Source organism: Xanthomonas sp. CFBP 8443, assembly GCF_025666195.1.
Taxonomy (GTDB): domain Bacteria; phylum Pseudomonadota; class Gammaproteobacteria; order Xanthomonadales; family Xanthomonadaceae; genus Xanthomonas_A.
In genome coordinates this window covers 2573981-2590587 of sequence record NZ_CP102592.1, presented here as the reverse complement: position 1 = coordinate 2590587, position 16607 = coordinate 2573981, and the positions used below count along the sequence as shown (strand labels likewise).

The window sequence follows — 16607 nt, the reverse complement described above, 5'->3', positions numbered from 1 at the left end:
AGCATGGGAGGGTGTTGCGGCATGCCACGACAGGCGGCGACAGGCGGGGATAAAAGCGGGCGCGCGTCCTGTAGCATGAGCGCGCGGACGGGGGCCCGGGATGACCAGCAACAGCACAAGCCATGTCGAGGTCGAGGCAAGCGCTCGCGCGCCGATCCACCACCACTTCAGCACACGCGACGTCGCACGAACGCAGCAACTGGTGGCGTGGCGTGATCGAACCTCCTCTTTTCTCGATATAGCGGTGTCGCACGCACAGGTGGCTGACGGGTTTCGCGCCACGCTCGACCATTATCTGGTCGATGGCATGAGGTTTCTCCACGCCAGCACCGACCCGATCACGCAGACCCGCACGGCGCCAAAAATTTCCACGGACACCATGCGCGATTATGTTTTTCACGTGCTGCTGGTGGGGGGCGGCGGCGTCGAAACCACAACCGGTCTGTATCCACGGCGCAAGGCGCTGCAATCCCGACCAGGCATCCTGGCGCTGGACATGGGCCAGACGATGCGCATGGAGCGGGAGTGCAGGAGCCAGGTCATGGCCTTGTTCCTGCCGCGCGCACTGGTGGAATCGGTGCTGCCCGATGCGGAATCGCTGCATGGCCGCGTGATCGACTACGCATCGCCGTGCGCGCGCATGTTTCTCGGCGAACTGGAGGCGCTTTCCAGCAGCATCGATACGATGAGCGTGGCTGAAGCCCGCTCGATGATGGCCACATGCGCGCACCTGATCGTCGGGGCCTTCGCCAAACAGTGCGGCCTGAGTGGCGACGCGCGCGCCGCGATCCGCGCTGCGGTATTCGGGAGGGTACGGCGGCATGTCGAGCACCACTTGCACGAGCCGGAACTATCGCTGGAGAGCATCGTCGATGCATCGCAGCTGTCCCGCGCCGCGCTGTATCGCCTGTTCGAGCACGAAGGCGGCCTGGCCACCTACATCCGCAATCGCCGGTTGCGCGAGGCCGCGGACGAACTCATCCGATTCCCGAAGGCGCCGGTCGTGGAGATCGCTTACGGCCTGGGATTCAGGAGTGCGGCGGATTTCAACCACGCGTTCCGCCGCGCGTATGACATGCCGCCCCGGGACTTCCGCGCCCTGGCCCGTTCGCGCGAAAGCCGGGCATCAGGCCAGAAGTCCGTCGCTTCCATCACGCCGTGAATGGCAAGAACCGACACTTGCAGACCGCTGGACATGCGTCGCCTCACCGCTTGGAGATGCAGATTCGGCGCAGCGCCAGAATTGCCCGGCGAAATGTGCGGGGAGGGGCGGGAGCTTGGATTGGGTGATTATGCATGTTTATCGGGGGTAGGGCAGATGTACGCTTCTGGCCGGAAGCGGATTCGCCAACTTGGACAGCGGGTCCGGTTGTACCTCAGCTTGTTAAGCGGATCCAGCCATCATAAGATTGAGTCGCATCAAGGGGATAGGCCGTCACACGGTGCGCTGCGGATAAACCGGACTCAAGGGTCCGGCTGTTAGGTAGTTAAGCTTATGAGGGAGTCTCTGAGTGCTGCCATCACAAATTTCCGCCCTAGCCGAATCGATCGCATGGATGCTTTGTTCTCATGCAGCCCACGGCATATCTACTGATTCGTTGAAGGGCATCGGTGAAATCACCCTTCGAGACGCTTTGGTAGTTGCCGCTGCGTCAATCGGCGCAAAACAGAAAAGAGCGTGGCTGCTGAGCCGCGAAATTGAGCCAGACGAATGGTCGGATGCTGCCGTTGACCTAATTATTTATCGCGTATCAGCGGCCGCTGAAACCTTAGTAGGCGGCACGGAACTGAAATGGTGGCGGCAAGCTGACATTAGAAACAGTAGCAACCGGCGAACACACCTTGTGAAAGATTTTGTTCGTGCAGCTGCGCTCTACAACATGAGCGAATCTTTCGCGTTCGTCGCCCTTCTGTCTACCAAGGACTCATGGGTCGCTACGACCGATACGCGAGGTGGCGACAAACCAGTTATGGACAAAATCAAATCAACTGGGTCAGAGCTTTGGAGCTTGAACCAGCTCAGTGCCTGCCCTTCTGTAAGGGCAACGGTGAAGGCACTCCAAGGCAAAGTGCCAATCGCAAGTTCATTTCGCACAAAACTGGCTGCGTCTTGCTCACTATCAGACACGCATGGGTCGTTGTGCAGCGCAAGAGTCTGGGAAGTATCGAAGGTTAGAAATAGTCACTGGATTGAGGACCCGAACGAGCTAGCCAAATATACGGCATCCGCCTAACAGTTCGTTCAAGCCGAGCCCGCTTCGCGGTCTCACTCACTGGACGCAGGCTGGCTTAACTCAGGGCGCTCAGTGCCCGCTGCCGGCCGAAAGTAAACATCGGGGGCAGGGATTAGGGAGATTTATCGAGGGTGGGGAGGGTGGTTTCAGACCCAAAGCAGATGCCAGACACTCGCCATAGCACTGAGTAGCTCATTTCCGGTTAAATTCTATCTTTACACCCGAAGGGCCGGGTATCGTGACTATTGCTCAGAGCGCCGAGTCATTAAAGAAAAAACTTCAAGAAGGCCTAATGCTCGATCAGTCCTTCATGGAGTTGTACAGGTTCATCGATGCCTCTCCGAACGGCAAATTCGGGTGGGTCGGTCTGGTCGAGAGCAGCCCCGTAGACGGGCCCGAATCAGATGCCCAGATCGCAACTTGGCGTCAGGAATTGCGGGAATGCTTGGCGGCTAGCAAGCCGTTCAACCCGCTGCCAGTCGCTGACCTCGACAAGGCGCTGGAAGACATAATTCGTACCGGGCAGGTATCTCGTGAAAATTCAAGGGATCTGGTCATTGCACTCCGCGTGCTCGATTCCGCGTTCCGCGGCGTGCATTTGGGCGAGGTTTTCCATGCGCACGACAACGAGATGCTGGTGGCGCTTCGGACACGGCTACAGCAGGGTAATCCCTTGTTCTCGTCGGGCGACTTGCATGCGTTCCCCAAGCCGCGGCGCCTAGCCGATCCCGTGTTGAGGGGGCAGGAATATCTATCGGATCTGCTGGATGTCCTGACCGTCGTCCAGTTGCCGCCCAGTTTCGAGATCGCCTATGAGCCCATGCTGGACGTGCCCAGGCGGCGCATGGAGGGCGTGCGCTCCATCGGCATCATTCCGACCGTGCACGGGTTTTCTGAACTCGCCTGGCATCAGGTAGGACAGTATCGATACAGCGTTTCCGAACATCTTGAAGCCATGGCCACGCTGCAAGCGCGCTTGCAGGCAGCGCTGGACCTTCTGCTGGCCCGGGGCATTGATCTCCTTCTGCTACCGGAACTAGTTTCGGGTCCCGAACTGCATGCCTCGCTGATGGCTCTTTTACGGCAGCGTACCGCCGCAGGCGGTCCGATGCCATTGCTCGTACTGGCCGGAACTCGGATGTCGCCAGTGGGTGGCCTGACGCGCAACCGCGCGACGATCCTGGATCCGGACGGCGAGCAACTCTGGTGCCAGGACAAGATGCACGCCTACCGCTTCACTCAGGCCGAGCAGGCGAAAGCCGGTTACCCTCTGGGCAACCTCGAGCTGGCCGACAGAACCGAGGCGATCGACATCGAGCCGCGCAAATTGGTTGTCGCGGACCTGACTGCTTCTCTGCGCCTGATTGTGCTGACCTGCGAAGACTTTGTCGCGCACCAGCCCTACCCACAAGTAATCTCAGGCATGTGTGCGACCACCCTCTTGGTTCCCATCATGAGCGGGGGACGGGCTTCCGCCGCCGCCCAAGCGTGGATTACCGACGCTGCGATGAAGTTCGTCCGCCACCCCGGAGCGACAAGCATCGTGGCCAATTCCGCCGCCCTGGTCACATGGGAAAAAACCCCTGACGAGTGGTGGCATTTCGGCGAAATTCGCTCGGCGCCCCGGGTCGACGTGACTTGGGAGGGGCTAGCCCCTGACGGGTTAGGGGAGCCTATCGCCTGGTTGGCGACGCTTGATCGCAAGGTTTAAGTGTGCATACAATTGTTGACAATTGTTAAGGCGCTCTATGCGGCTCAAATCCGAAGTACTCGCGGAACTGCTCGAGCCGACGCTCTTTGGCTTGCAGCGCCCCGACGGGGAGCGCATCGGTAAACTGCTTGGCCAAGCGCGAGCCGCGTTGCTGCGCGCATCCGACACGCTCCAGATGGAAGGACGAGAGCCGGATCGCATCTCCTATGAGTTGGGTGTGGCGACCACCTTTACCCAACTCCTCGCCACCGCAGACCAGCGCCAGTATTTGAATGACGCCGTCGCGCGAGTGAAGGACATCAAGGATGGCGTGCAGACCCTTCACGAAATCGCCTTGATCGGACGATCGGCCCCGGAGCCGACCCAACGGGAACTGGCGGCACTGTTGAATGCCGACCGAGGTAATTTCAATCGCCGGATAACCCTTCTAGAGCAACTCGGCGTGGTGGAATCGCGGCGAAGCGGCCAATCGCGCGTCTACGCCATGACGGATCTGGGCCTGGATGTTCTGGGCGAATTGCAGCCCGGCTGGCGAGCGGTGCATCCGTCGCGCAGCGAAATGATGCGAACCGAAGCCGAAACCAAGCGGGTGGCGAGCGAGATCGCCACGACGATCATCCGTGGATGCGAGTTCAATGCAGGGAGGAGCGCAACGATCGTCACACCGGTGGCTTCTTTTGCATTGCACTCGGAACCGGCGGAGGAATTGCTCATCACGCCTCCCATGGCATCCAGGCGACGTACTGCCTGGGCGGTCGAACCCCAGATCGAGCAGGGGATGGCGATGGTCGCCTGATCAACGGAAACCTCTTGGAGCCGGACGTGAACAGTAGTCGGTCGATCGAACTGCAGGGGGTTCCTGGAACCGATGCGGTCGCCAGCAAGCGCGGGTACTACTATCAGGACGTCGTCACGGCACTGGCGTGGCTAAAGCTCCAGCCGGGCGAAATCCTGAGGGTCGAGGACCTAGAGGATCTCGCCGTCGATGACGGGGCTATGGTCAACGTGGAACAGGTCCGCCACGTTTCCGCAAGCCTGACGCTGACCGGTGCCATCACTTACCTGGAGCGCGTCCTTGATATCGCGGCCCGGAATCCCGGGGTCGATTTTTCGTTCGTCTACAGGACCACGGCTGGCATCGGGAAGGAGAAGTCCCGCGACCATCAAGTCGACGGCCAGGCAGCACTGGAATACTGGGAAATGGTCCGGGAGGGCGGTGATTCAGCGCCCCTCATCGCGGTTCTGGAAGCGCTCGCGCCAGCAGGTGGCCGTTTGTCGGCATTCCTAACGCAGAAGGCGCCCCAAGATGTTGTCGACGGTTTGATTTGTAAGGTTACCTGGGCGGCGAACGCCCCATCTTCCGCGCCGCTCGAACATGCGCTGACGGAAGGGCTGGCTGCGATCGTCCAGCAAGAGATTGGCGGCAGCTGGGCTGAAAACAGGCGACTCCTACCTGCGGTCATTGCCGCAGTCCAACGCGCGTCGATGGAGCCCGAATCGGAACATCGCCGGCTGACCTATGGCCAGCTGCGCGACCTGCTAACCACCCTGACCAACAAGACCCTGCCCATCGAGGTGTACGACCAACTGGTCAGGGATTCGGCAGTTGCCCGGAATCCGCCGATTGAGGCGATCAACGGCGACACCGAGCGTCGACTGCACGCACTGCGCGTCACGCGCTTCTTTCCGGAGGCGTTGCCGCAGGACACGGCTAGGCAGTTGGCAGGCGATGTCAGGAACGGCGGAAAGAACCAGATCGCGAACAAGGAGTTGAGGGCGCTGGCGTTGAGCTGGGCCGCTAGGGTGCTCGCAGAAGAGGATGCGGGCGCTGCGCGCTCCATGCTCGAGGAAGCGCAGTCGTTGGCGCCACAGCAACACGTCAGGCTGGTGTCCGCCCTGATCCAAGCCCAGGAGAATTCGGGTGAGGCCTTGCGGAGCATCCAGGACGAACGCGGCGGGACATCCATGACCATTCGGTATGCCATCGCCAGGAAGGGCGAGGGGGGCGACGGGTGGCCTTGGGTAACCGAAGGCGCGCTCACCCCATCGGACTTCGATGCCGATGGAAGTTTCCTGATCCTCTGGGACCATCTGCAGCGCAGCAGGTGGCAAGAGGCGCTGGCATGGTGGGAAGGCGTGCCGGAGGAAGCACCACCGGCACTCCCGGCATTGTTTTGGGCTGGAGCCCACGTGGCGTTGGCGTATGGCGTTCCGGAACCCATGAGATGGATTGTGCTGCATGGCCCACCGATTGCCGACGAAATGCCGTTGGTCGACGATCCGAATGGACTCAAAGCGCGTCGCAAAGCAGTTGAATTATTTGCCCAGTTCCAAGCCAGCGCCAACACGCTTGGAATGAGCAAGATCGCGACCACGGCCCAGGAGTACGAGCTCTGGCTGCGGCTGCGCGACCGGGTGAGCCAAAGCGCCGCGGCCACGGAGGTGGCCCAGCTCTGGGACAACTCCGGTCACGACACGCGGTGGATTCCCTTGGCCATCCAGGCAGGCGTTCAAATCGACCTGTCCAGTCTGGCCAAAGAACTCGATAGGCGCGGAAAACTGTACGGCAGCCTGAATTATGAGGACGCGAGGGCGCGGCTGGCGCTGTTGTTGTCGAGCAACGCGAAGGAATGGATCGATCAGTGGCCTTCCCTTCACGACCAGTTCAAGCCGTATTTCTCAGTGCCATTTCTTCAGCACCGCGAGATCCAAGGGCTGATCCAGTCCGAGCGACTGGAAGAAGCAGCCGTCGCACTCGCGAAGGCGTCCGATCTGCCCGATTTTGTCCGGACGCAGTTGCAGCTGGAAATCGGGCCCGTAGATGACGAAACATCATTCGCGAGCCTTCGTGCTGCGGTCGCTGCAGATGGCTCCCCCGGCCCCATGCGTAACCTGATCCGGGCGTTGGTGCGTGCCAAGAAATTGGAAGAGGCGACTGAACTGGCAGAATCGCTGTTCAAGCAAACGCGGGACCACGACCATGCCGAAGAGTGGCTCCGATTGCTGGCCAAGCAGAACCAATGGGACCAGATCGTCGACTTCCTCGACGCGAATCCGACACTGATCGAGCAGTCTCAGGTGCTTTCAGGAATGTATTTCGATGCGCTTTTCCGTCGAGGGAGGTGGGAGGATGCGCGAGCTCTGGCCGAGAAAGCCACGGAACTGGCCGAGCGCTCCAGTGAAATCGCGTTGCAACTGGCCCTGTACTCCTGCGATTGGGACCAGGTGGGCCTGTTACTGGAGCAGGCCCAAGCCAATGCATCACTCTCTGCGGAAGACCAGCTCCGATTCGCGCAATTGGCTACCGCGTTCAATCGGATCTCCACAGCCAAGCGCTTGGCGACAGCCGCCGCGTCGGCCAGTCCCGGTGATCCCAACATTTTGTTTGGCTGCTATCTGGTCGCCATGCGCGGCCGCTGGGACGACGAGGTCGTCGTCGCGGACTGGTTTAGATCCGCGGTAGAGCTGTCGGGCCCAGAGGGTCCGGTATATCAAAGATCGCTGTCCGAGCTGATCGAGATGATTCCAGAGCACCGCAAGCGCTCGGATGAATTGTGGAGTAGCGTCGCCGACGCAAAGATGTTCCTTGCTTTGGCGGCACAGCAAGCCCGGCAACCGCTTGCTGCGCTTATGCTGGGTCAGGCGGAGGCGAACCGTTTGGCACGCGACCCACGTTTCCGTGTCGTGATCACTGCCTTTTTTGGCCTGGCGCGCTCCGCGGCTCCCCGGCCACAGGTCATCGCGCTCGACCAGACGGCGCTTCTCACGTTAGGGTATCTGGAGCTGTTGCCGCGGTTGCTTGATGTCTTCCCGCGCATATACCTGCCTCATTCCACGGGCCCATGGCTGTTCAATGAACAGAACGAGATCCAATTTCATCAGCCCAGCCGGGTCTACGACGCCCAGCGTCTATTGAGCGCTATAGCGCGGCGAGAGGTGCATGTCACCGCAGCAAATGGCCAGTTCGCAAACGCGCTGGCGCCGGAAATAGGGCAGGACCTGGCGCAATTTGTCCATGCGGCGCAAGAAGATGCGCAGGCGGGTCGTGCGGCCTACATCATTCGGCCTGCGCCGCTGCACCGCCCTGGCTCGTTGTCGTCGCAGGATGCCAATTTTGGCGAACATGCGCCCCTGTTTCGCAGCACCATCGAGCTGCTTCGAAGCCTCAAGGCGCACGGGGCGATCGATGACTCGGCCTATGATCGTGGCGAATCATATCTCAAGCGAAAAGATCTCGGCTGGTCACACGACAGCGAGATTCCTGCTGGCGCGACACTTTATCTCGACGACGTCAGCGTCGCGTACATCCAGTGGCTCGATCTCTGGTCATCGCTGGTCCGGGCCGGGTATCGCCTCTTCGTGCATCCCGATAAGCAGGCCGAGGCCTCTGCGCTTGACCAATCCGATTCGACCAGCCAGTCAGTGACCAAGTCCATCGACTCGGTCAGAAAGTTCGTCCATGACGGCCAGTCCCGCAAGATCGTGCATAGCCTGCGTCGCCCCAATCGCGAGGTGGGTCGGGAACTAGAAGGCGATGACGCGCCGCGTTTCCTACTGCCTCAGTTGCTGGAGCACGAAGGAGGTTTGGAAGCTATCGTCGTGGATGATCGTGCGGCCAATCGACATCCCGTGATCACCGACAGCCATAACAAGAATGTAGCCTGCAAATCGACGCTGGAAGTACTGGATTGGCTGCTTGATGCCGGAAGCATCGACAACCGGGAATGGCAGCACGCCCGGACCCGACTGCGGCAGGCCGGGTATCAGTTCATTCCCGTCACCGTCGAGGAGCTCACAGCGGCGCTGGACGCCTCCGTCATGCGAGAAGGATTATTAGTCGAATCGGCAGCAGCCCGTGCGATACGTGAGAGCCATCAACTCGCGCAGGCCGCGGAAATTGTCTTGACGCCCGATGAGGCACCTTGGCTGTCCAACCACGGGCAGCAAATCAGCAAAGCGGTCGTGGCGATCTGGGAGCGTTCAGGGGATGCTGGGGAATCTGGCGCCAAGTCCACATGGCTGGTCGAACTTAGTCGTCTCGATGGGTTTTCCGGGCGTTTGCCAGGCGAATGGAACGACTCTAGGTTCGTCACGTTGGATGCGCTGACATTGGCGCGATTCCTGATGCTCTCCGTGACGAAGCCGCAGCGGAAAGCCTACAACAGTTGGCTGGAAGATCGTTATCTGAAGGAAATGAAAGACGATCGACCTCAGGTGTTCAGTGTCCTGTGCGAGAACGTGATCCACCACTTGGGACGCATCGATTCCATTATCAAGGAAAAGAATTTTCACCACGTCGATCTCGAAGCCGCGACTGCGGTGCTTGCCAAGGACATGGTCGCGAGTCTACCGCCATCGGTACGCGAACGTGTTCTGGACGACGACGATTTCCTCGGGGGTCTCGGCCTCAGCCGGACGACGCGGGTCACCGTCCATATCGAGGGCAAGCCGAGTTTTGATACTCAGACGCTGTACGGCGCGGTGAAAGAGCTCTATTCCCAGAACAACGACGTTACAGTGGATGATGTCGATGGGCAGACATGGAAACTGTCGATTGCCGAGGGGAGTGCGGTTTTTTGCAGCCATCCGGCAACCGGAAGGCAATTTACGGTCCGCTATGCGCCATTGGTGTCCGAGGAGGCGCAGGTACGCGACGCATACTTCGCCGAGCTGCTTGGCTTGGCGCGCCTGGAGCGGGGCGATGTAGCGGATTGGGCAGAGAAGATACACGCTGGCCCCGCCAATCCCTTCCACTTCCCACGCATTGCCCTCGATCTCAATGATACGCCTAGCGCCTTTGTTGAAAGGTTCCGGGACTCTATAGAGCAAGGCAGCACCCAGCGTGCAGTGCTGATTCCACTGAGGCGCCGTTACTACGAGCGACTGGTGCCGCCGTGGCCAGGACATGGGTCGCTGGAGATTTTCTCCCAGGCCGTCCGATTGTTGCCGGCGACCAGCGATCCCGAACAGATCGGCTTCGACCTGGTACGTTCCTCCCATCCTTCGCTTACTCCGGTAGGAGCGATCGCAGGTCTTTCGTCGTCCTGCCTGCGCGAGCTGGTGAAAGCCTTGTTGCCGGGTATCGATCTATGGTCGCTGACCGGGCTGCTCGAAGCCATTGCGACGCGCGACGATGTCTTTTCGGATCTTCAAGACCTGACCAAGGAGTTGCTTGAACACTTCATTGGCCTTGTCAGCGATCAATCCGATCGCTTGCGGCTCGCGGTGGCGATCGTCGCTGCGGTCGATGGCCAACTCAATACGTCCGGCCTGTTTACTGACGTCCCGGTGTATTGGCGCCGTTTGGCGTCCATTGCGCACGCAGCACTTATCGAACGTACCATTGCCGAGACAGGCGCCTCTAGTGAGGCGTTTGCCACCTGGGCTGAGCAGACGATGGGAAAATTCCAGAACGCAACGCTCGCCGACATGTGGCGAGAGCCGCGATGGGGGGGCTTCATGCTGTCGGTCGGGCAACTGAAACAGGAGCTGGTTGGCCGCGCCTTGAATGCCTTCGCACCAAAGCGCGACGAAGCCGAGCGAACTGACAGCGGCAAGCTGATATTTGGCGAGGATCCCGAGTCCTTGTCGTCATGTCGTATCAGCGTGTTCAGCGGGCTGCCAGGTCCCTTGGAGGGGTCCTCCGAGGACATTCAGAACCTGCCAAACGAGCTCCTGGACTCCATGGCGGCAAACCTCGAGGACGCCTCCCTGCCATTGTGGGAAAGGATATTAACGGCGGCGCACCTGGCCGGACTAGGCGGACTACCCGAGACACATGTCGAACTTCTAAATAATTCCGTCAAGGAGCTTGATCTATCCGATGCGTTGCTCGAGTCAGGTCAAACGCCGGCTTTGCTGTTCCGCCTGTCCCTTACAGCTGCAAGTTCACGCAACGCCCAATTTGCAACGGCAGTGAAGAATCTGCTTGCGCGACATACTTCTACGCCACTGCCACTACGCCTTTATGCCGGCCTGATGGCCTGCGGATCCGATGCCGTTGAGCAAAACTGGGCAAGGGAAGTCAAGCAGTGGGTAGAGCACCTCATGTCCCGGGATCTCTCACGAGACGATGCTCAGCACATCCTGCATGTAGCTGGCGTGATGTGCGATGCGCGCCCGATGTTGCGACGTACTCTGGCCAAGACAATCATCTGCCTTCAAGGGTCTGCACAGCGGCTAGGTTGATTATGGAATGACACCCCGGGACTTCACTCGAAACAACAGCATTATTTGAGAAGACGGGCGGCCGGATTGTCCTGTGCTGCACCGACCTGAAAGTACCCAATCACGCTTGCCACGGAACGATGCTCGGTCATCGCCATCACGACCGGGAGTGGGACGCCTTGCTTGCCGGCCTCGGTTACGAACCCCGATCGAAGGCTGTGCGCCCCGAAGTCGCCTTCCAACCCGGCCAGACGGGCACGACGCTTCACGATCGACGCCACCGAGCCAGGGAGCAGGGCAGGGCCAACTCGATCCTTCCAGATCCGCCGGAAGATTGCTCCTTCGTGGATATCTGCTGCATCGAGCCAGGCCGCGAGCGCTTCGGCACTGCGCCCAAGGATCGGCTTGTCCGGCGTCGAATCTGCATTCACGCCGCCTGCTGGGTCTTGGAGTACTCCAGTCGATATATAAAGCCGTCGTCGCCAACCTTGCGTAGGCGACGGCGATCTCGCTGCGCCGTCGCCCGCCACTGGCAAAGCCAAAGCAGAGCAGGGCACGGTCACGCAGCCCTTCCAAACTGTCGTCACAGGTCGCCAGCATGGCCTCGAGCTCAGGGCGTGTGATGGCGGTCTTCTTGGTCGGTCGCTCACCGCGTTTGACTGAGGCTCGGCGGGCGCGGCTCAGCAGCGTCCTGACACTGGGCAACTCGCACGGGTTGGCCAGGCGCTTGAGCTTGTGCGCCTTAGACAGCACCGCCACACGCTGGACCACCGTCGACAGCTTTAACGGCCCGACCTTGGCCTTGAGGCCGGCGGCCACCAACGCCTGGTCAACAGCCAGATCCAGCGCACCCGGACCCGTGCCGCCTGCATCACGTATTTCGCATAATGTATATTATGTTAAAACCGCCGTGTTGCTGGGGCGCGGGTTGCCACCATTCTTGCTGGCATTGCTCTTGCCCTGGTAAGCCTCGAGCCGGCTCCATCTCGCCTTGCAAGGTGGATCGATCGCAGGATAAGGCGTACACAGTGGCAAGCCCCACCCGGTCATTGACCAATGGATATCGCCGGCAGCTCTACCGAGGGTCGGCAGCGCAGATAGTTACGCTGCTGATCGAGCGCTTGCTCCCAGCCATTGCCCACTCTGCGGATCACACGGCCCTCGGAACATGAGACGCCGGAAGCCTTGGCTTCAGCGGTACCAAGTGCAGGGATATCGAGAAGAACCGAAGATGGCCGAGGACGTCCCCAGGCGCGGGACATGCCGTCCTGCATCGCGAAGTCGACATGCTCGCAATATGCATGTACCCATGGCCGAGGATCGCTAGCAAGAAGCTTGCGACAATCGAGCTTCGGAACCGCAGTGACATTGCGATTCGGGTTCACACGCTCGATGCCGCGGCCAGCGGCTGAGCGCGTCTGCGCAGACAAAGCGGACGCCGAAAGCAACAAGAACAGCCCTAAGACACGAACATCCATGCTCACCCCCGTGGCAGAGATGATATGCGAGGAGTGAAGCGCACGCTTAGACAGATGCAACGCCCCGATGTCAGGCGGTATGTACGGCCATCGTCCGCGCCAGCACCGCAAGCACCGCCAGATGCCCCACGTAGTAGATGTAGAACGCCCAGCGCGTCCGTGGAATGGGGAAATGGCGGTTCGCCAGCAGCGCCACCGCTGGCAGTGCCAGCAAGGCCCAGCCATTGCCGTTCCACCAGCACAGCGGTCCGAACGCCGCGAGGAGTACGGCGATGCGCGCATAGCGGTGTTCAATCATATGGCGGAAGCCGTGCCGGGAGGCGCCCTGGCGCGACGCATGCGGCACCGCGTGCAGACGAAACACCCACCAGGCGGCCAGCACCAGGATCAGGCCGGCCCAGTTGTAGTCCACCAATGGCGGCGCGGCCAGGACGCACATGCCGAGCAAGATCCATTGCCGTTGCTGGATGCTCCAGATCGCGGCGGCGGCCAGGGCGAAGCTGAGCAATATGTTGAACGGCGCCCAGTAGCCGAACGCGAGTCCGTGCACCGGCTGCGCCACGATGCCCCACAGCAGCAATCGGCGCACGGACTTGAGTACGTCGGCACCTGGCTGGGCCAGGTTGTAGGCCATGACCAGGGCGAACAGTGGAAACGCGACGCGACCGAGTTCGGACACGATCGGGACATAGCCATGGGCCAGCACCTTCGCTACGTGATCGCCGGTCATCAGCAGCAAGGCGATCCATTTCAACAGTTCGCGGGCGCTGCTGGTCATCGTGTCGTTCAGAACGCCGCTCCTCTGGCGGCCAGGTGTCCGCCCTGCCCCTTCCTTGCGCCATCGCCCGTGACGGGCGGCGATGCGTAGGGCGATGGTTCGGCGAGCAGCGGGCACGCATCGCTGTCGAGGCCATGGACGGTAGACTGTTCCATGCGAGCCGGCAATACGGTCGAGTGCGTTTCGCAGCGCGGCGCGCCATCGCGGATCGCGCCGCGCATGCCCCGCCGGTCAGAGCGGTCGCTGCGCCATCGGGATTGGCGTGGAGCTCGGGCGCTCCATGTGCAGGCAGCGATCCGCCACAGCGGACAGGCTGGTCCGGTGCGACACGACGACCAGCGCGGTGCGTGGCAGGCGCTGCCGCAGCGTCGACAGCACGTGCTTCTCCGAAATCGCGTCGAGTGCGCTGGTGGCTTCGTCGAGCAAGGCGATCCGCGGTTGCCTGAGGATCACCTGCGCCAGCAGCAAGCGCTGCAGTTCGCCGCCGGAGAGTTTGGCGGCGGCGCTGTTCAAGGTCGTGTCCAGGCCCTGCGCGCCCGCCTGCAGGCGCGCGGCCAGGCCGACGTCGCGCAACGCCTGCCACATCGCCGCTTCGCTGGCGCTCGGCTCGGCCCAGGCGAGGCAGTCGCGCACCGTGTGCTGCCACGGGCGCACGCTCTGGCCGACATAGGCGCCATGCCGGACCAGGGCGCGGTACGCCGCGAAATCCAGCGTTTGCCCATCGCATTGCGCGGCGAACACCCGCGGTTCGACCATGCCGGCGAGCACGTCCATCAGGCTGCTCTTGCCGGCACCGGAGTGTCCGCAGATCAAGGTCATGCTGCCGGGCGCCAGGATCAGTTCGCCGATCGCGATCGCGGCCAGCGGCGGCGCCAGGCCGATCCGGTGGATCCGCAGCGGGCCATGCATGGGCGGTGCCGCGTGCGGCGTTGCCTGCATCGCCCTCGCCGTCCCCAGGCCCACATAGTGCTGCCATAACTCCAGCGCCGGTGCCGCCGAACGCAGTTGCTGGAAGCTTTGCCGGGTCGAGACCAGATACGGCAGCAATCGCCCCAGCAACAGGCCCACGGTGATCAGCCCGCCGCGGTCGATGCCATGCCAGAGGCCGGCCAGCAGCATGATCGCGGCGATGGCGGCGACGGCGCTGAGTTCGAGCAGCAGCCGGCCCGAGGCGACCAGCGCCTGTTGCCGCCAGTAGCCATGGCTGAGCCGGCTGGAGATCGCGTCGTAGCCGCTTTTCTCCAGGTCTTCGCGTTCGAACGAACGCACATGGCGCAGGCGCCGCGGGAAATCCTCGCTGAGCCAGAACAGCCGGGTCATGTCGGCGACGTATTGACGGCTCACCTGGGCCTGTTCGTGGCCGGAGATGCGGAACGCGAGCACGGCCAGGCCCAGCAGCGGCGGCAGCGCCAGCACCAGGATGGGCGACACCAGAAAGGCGATGCCCAGGCTGACGCCGGCGGTGATGGCGGCCACCAGCAACTGCAGCAAGGCGCTGAAGCCCTGGACGATGATCTCGATGTTGTAGGTGAGCACGTTGGCGATTTCCGCCGAACTGGCGTCGGCAAGCGCCGGCAGCGGCGCGTCGAGCAGGCGCGCGTGCACCTGGCGGCGCAGGCGCACCGCGTGGCCGCTGGCCAGCTCAGCGGCCAGCCGCGCGCCCGTCCAGCGCAGCAGGGCGAAACCGGCGCTGGCGACGACGAAGATCGTCGTCTGGGCCAGGACGCCGTCGGGCAACGCCAGCACGTGGCCGCCGAGCGTCAGTGCATGCCCGGGTTGCACCAGCGGCACCAGGGCGACCGTGGCCACGGCGCCGGCCAGCGCGCAGACCAACGACAGCACGACGTAGAGACAGATGCGCATCCGCTCGCCACGATCCAGGGTGGCGATGAAGGTGCGCAGCAGCGGCGGCGCTCGGTCGGGCGCGGTGGTGCGTGCGGTCATCGGTGACGGCCTGGGGACGGCGCCCGTTCGCCGATCCGCGTGGCTGGCTGCAACGCGCCTGCACGCCGCACCGGCGCGAGCATGGCGCCGCGGCCGCCCTCGCCTGCGCGCGACGCCTCCGTTCTCATGGCCGGCATACGGTCGTCGCCGCCGCACTCATCGCAGCAACTGCAGCACGGCATCGACCGACGCATCCGGATGCGCGCCGCGCTGCAGTTCGTACACGCCCAGCCGCTGCAGCTGGCGCGCGAACAGCGACCATCCCGGTTGCGCGGCAGCGTACGGCTGGTCGACGGTCAGGCGATCGAGCACCTCGTGCTCGGCGACGGGCCGCAACAGTTGCTGCGGATCCGCGGCGGCCGTGCTGGAGACGAACACTGCGCCGGCAAGCTGCAACGGCGCAGGCGCCAGGCATGCGCGGCCGTTGCGGATATCGACTTCGTGCTTGAGCGCGCCGCTGCGGCGCCGGATCGTCGGCGCGGCGGCGATCCAGGCGCGGGTCTGCTCGTCGACCAACCGCAGCAGATCCGGGCGCAGGTGCAGGAAGTTGCCGATGCCGGTGGCGAGCATGCGCTGCGGCTCGACGAACAGCGCATCCTCGGCGAGGAATTCCAGCCCGCACAGCATGCTGTGCAGGGCCAGCGTGGACTTGCCCGCACCGCTGGCGCCGAGCAGCAGCACGCCGCGCCCACCAGCGCCGACACAGGCGCCGTGCAGCGGCACCAGGCGCATCGCGCGCGCCGCCAGCACGAACACCGCGAACTCGATCAGTTCGTAACGCACATGGTAGGGATGGGCGAGCATGTCTTCCGACACCACCAGCAGCGCCCTGCCCTGGTCGGGCATCAGCACCATGTAGTTGTCGGCGTCGATGACCCCGCACAGCACACCGGCGCCGGAATGGGTCTGCACCGGCGGCGGCTGCAGCGCGAACACATAGGGTGCGTCGTGGCGCGCGACCAGGTTCAGTTCGATATGGAAGTCGGCTGCCTCCGGCAACTGGTGCGGCGGTACGTCGCCGAACGCCGCTTCGACCAACTGCAGCAAGGCCTCGCTATTGCTTTCGAAGCGGAAGCGGCCGCCCAGCAGTTGCTTGTTGAGGACGTGGTCGCGCCGCAGCCGGTCGTGGAACGGATCGGCGGCAACGCCAGCCTGCGTTGCGGCAGTGCCGGCTACAGGCTCCCAGCGTTGCGTGCGCACGGTCGAGGGCTGCATCGGGAATGGGTCCATGGAGTCGATGCGCGTGAGTGCGTGCAGCGGCAGCAAAGGTTGTGCGGGCCGCACGCGCCGACCCA

General features: G+C 62.5%; 9 protein-coding genes and 1 pseudogene. 5 read left to right on the top strand and 5 right to left on the bottom strand.

Annotation, left to right across the window (positions count from 1 at the left end):
- The first annotated feature begins 100 nt into the window (after positions 1–100).
- From NUG20_RS11030 to NUG20_RS11010, 5 genes are all read left to right on the top strand, one after another.
- Entirely contained in the window at positions 101–1162 is a 1062-nt protein-coding gene (locus NUG20_RS11030; protein ID WP_263398346.1) for a helix-turn-helix domain-containing protein, read from the top strand.
- Positions 1163–1511: 349 nt separating this feature from the next.
- Positions 1512–2234 carry a hypothetical protein gene (locus NUG20_RS11025; protein ID WP_263398345.1) on the top strand — a complete coding sequence of 241 codons (723 nt, stop codon included), beginning with the start codon at positions 1512–1514 and terminating at the stop codon, positions 2232–2234.
- A 292-nt stretch (positions 2235–2526) separates the two neighbouring features.
- Positions 2527–3945, top strand: coding sequence for a carbon-nitrogen hydrolase family protein (locus NUG20_RS11020; protein WP_263398344.1), 1419 nt, complete (start codon positions 2527–2529; stop codon positions 3943–3945).
- Between the two features lie 37 nt (positions 3946–3982).
- Complete coding sequence (locus NUG20_RS11015) at positions 3983–4741, top strand: helix-turn-helix domain-containing protein (RefSeq protein WP_263398343.1); 759 nt, start codon at positions 3983–3985, stop codon at positions 4739–4741.
- A gap of 26 nt (positions 4742–4767) precedes the next feature.
- A complete protein-coding gene (locus NUG20_RS11010; protein ID WP_263398342.1) occupies positions 4768–11133 on the top strand; it encodes a tetratricopeptide repeat protein in 6366 nt (2121 codons plus the stop codon).
- Between the two features lie 41 nt (positions 11134–11174).
- On the opposite strand, the pseudogene NUG20_RS11005 reads toward NUG20_RS11010, so the two are convergent.
- The 5 genes and pseudogenes from NUG20_RS11005 to NUG20_RS10985 form a co-directional block, all read right to left on the bottom strand.
- A pseudogene (locus NUG20_RS11005) lies at positions 11175–11991 on the bottom strand (site-specific integrase).
- 167 nt (positions 11992–12158) lie between these two features.
- Positions 12159–12590: a hypothetical protein gene (locus NUG20_RS11000; RefSeq protein ID WP_263398341.1), complete on the bottom strand. Its 432-nt coding sequence runs from the start codon at positions 12588–12590 to the stop codon at positions 12159–12161.
- A gap of 70 nt (positions 12591–12660) precedes the next feature.
- Positions 12661–13368: a TraX family protein gene (locus tag NUG20_RS10995; protein ID WP_263398340.1), complete on the bottom strand. Its 708-nt coding sequence runs from the start codon at positions 13366–13368 to the stop codon at positions 12661–12663.
- A 231-nt stretch (positions 13369–13599) separates the two neighbouring features.
- Positions 13600–15312 (bottom strand): ATP-binding cassette domain-containing protein, encoded by a 1713-nt coding sequence (locus tag NUG20_RS10990; RefSeq protein WP_263398339.1) that lies wholly within the window; start codon positions 15310–15312, stop codon positions 13600–13602.
- 156 nt (positions 15313–15468) lie between these two features.
- Positions 15469–16527, bottom strand: coding sequence for a phosphoenolpyruvate carboxykinase (ATP) (locus tag NUG20_RS10985; RefSeq protein ID WP_263398338.1), 1059 nt, complete (start codon positions 16525–16527; stop codon positions 15469–15471).
- Positions 16528–16607: the final 80 nt, after the last annotated feature.